1 protein-coding gene is annotated in these 1,761 nt (G+C 31.6%); it reads left to right on the plus strand.

The window, feature by feature from the left end; translation table 11 throughout:
• Positions 1 to 217: 217 nt before the first annotated feature.
• Positions 218 to 1,519 (plus strand): 30S ribosomal protein S12 methylthiotransferase RimO, encoded by a 1,302-nt coding sequence (gene rimO, locus ACE3PD_RS10530; protein WP_374402235.1) that lies wholly within the window; start codon positions 218 to 220, stop codon positions 1,517 to 1,519.
• Positions 1,520 to 1,761 lie beyond the last annotated feature (242 nt).

The following is a 1,761-nucleotide window of genomic DNA, read 5'->3' on the forward strand; positions in this document are numbered from 1 at the left end:
ATTTACCTGTCTCAACAATATCATCAAAAGATGTATCTGGCGGGATCACAATTTTGCAACTTTGTTTTGCTTATCTATTAATACTATTTAAAAGATAAAATTATTCATACTTTTAGAATAGAGCAAAGATATGAGCGGGACAAACCTTTAAAAAAATCCCAAACGCTGGTGCTTCTACTAATTATTTTATGTAATTTTGCACCTCAAAATTAAAAGCATGAGAACCAAATCGTTAAAGAAAAATAAAATCAATGTAATTACACTTGGATGTTCAAAAAACACTTATGATAGTGAGGTTTTAATGGGACAACTAAAAGCCAATGGAAAAGACGTAGCACATGAACAAGAAGGCAACATTGTGGTAATTAACACTTGTGGTTTTATTGACAATGCAAAGGAAGAATCGGTGAATACGATTTTGGAATATGTTGACAAAAAAGATCAAGGTTTAGTAGATAAAGTATTCGTTACTGGATGTCTATCAGAAAGATACCGTCCTGATTTAGAAAAGGAAATTCCAGATGTTGACCAATATTTTGGAACTACAGAATTACCTTTATTATTAAAGGCTTTAGGAGCAGATTACAAACACGAATTATTAGGAGAACGTTTAACTACAACTCCAAAAAACTATGCCTATTTAAAAATTGCTGAAGGTTGTGACAGACCTTGTAGTTTTTGTGCGATACCGTTAATGCGTGGAAAACACGTTTCGCAACCTATTGAAAAATTAGTTAAAGAAGCGGAAGGTTTAGCTAAAAAAGGCGTTAAAGAATTGATTTTAATTGCTCAAGATTTAACCTACTACGGATTAGATTTATACAAAAAACGTAATCTTGCTGAATTACTAGAAAACTTAGTTAAAGTTGAAGGAATTGAATGGATTCGTTTGCATTATGCTTTTCCTAGTGGTTTTCCAATGGACGTTTTAGACGTAATGAAACGCGAACCAAAAATTTGTAACTATATTGATATTCCATTACAACACATTTCAGATGATATTTTAAAATCGATGAAACGTGGAACAACTAAAGAGAAAACAACAAAATTATTACAAGAATTTAGAGAGCGCGTTCCCGGAATGGCAATTAGAACTACTTTAATTGTTGGATATCCTGGTGAAACACAAGAAGATTTCGAAATTTTACGTGATTGGGTACAAGAAATGAAATTTGAGCGTTTAGGTTGTTTTACTTATTCACACGAAGAAAACACTGGCGCTTTTGCTTTAGAAGACGACGTACCACAAGAAGTAAAACAAGCACGTGCTGCCGAAATCATGGATTTACAGTCTCAAATTTCTTGGGATTTGAATCAGGAGAAAATTGGTAAAGTTTTCAAGTGTGTAATCGACAGAAAAGAAGGACAATATTTTATCGGAAGAACTGAATTCGACAGTCCTGATGTAGACAATGAGGTATTAGTTGACGCTTCAAAATACTATTTAAAAACAGGTGATTTTGTAAATTTAAAAGTTATTGATGCTACAGAATTTGATTTGTACGCAGAACCAGTTTAATTTCAAATTAGTATTCAAAATTATATCTAAATCCTTGCGTTTTTGTAAGGATTTTTTATTTGAAATGACAATTGTCATATCAAATAATTTTTTTATTGGTAAATCACTACCGTCCGAAAGTTTAATTTTTAAAAGTGCCTGAGAATGATTTATTTTGAAAAAACTTTCAAAAATTTTCAAACATGTCACTCTTCAGGCGTTCCAAAAATACAAATAAACCTATACTTGGGCAAATATTATCA

Source organism: Flavobacterium sp., assembly GCF_041911335.1.
Classification (GTDB): domain Bacteria; phylum Bacteroidota; class Bacteroidia; order Flavobacteriales; family Flavobacteriaceae; genus Flavobacterium.

Coding starts and splice junctions, on each gene's coding strand:
- rimO (WP_374402235.1), top strand. CDS start 218: ATGAGAACCAAATCGTTAAAGAAAAATAAAATCAATGTAATTACACTT.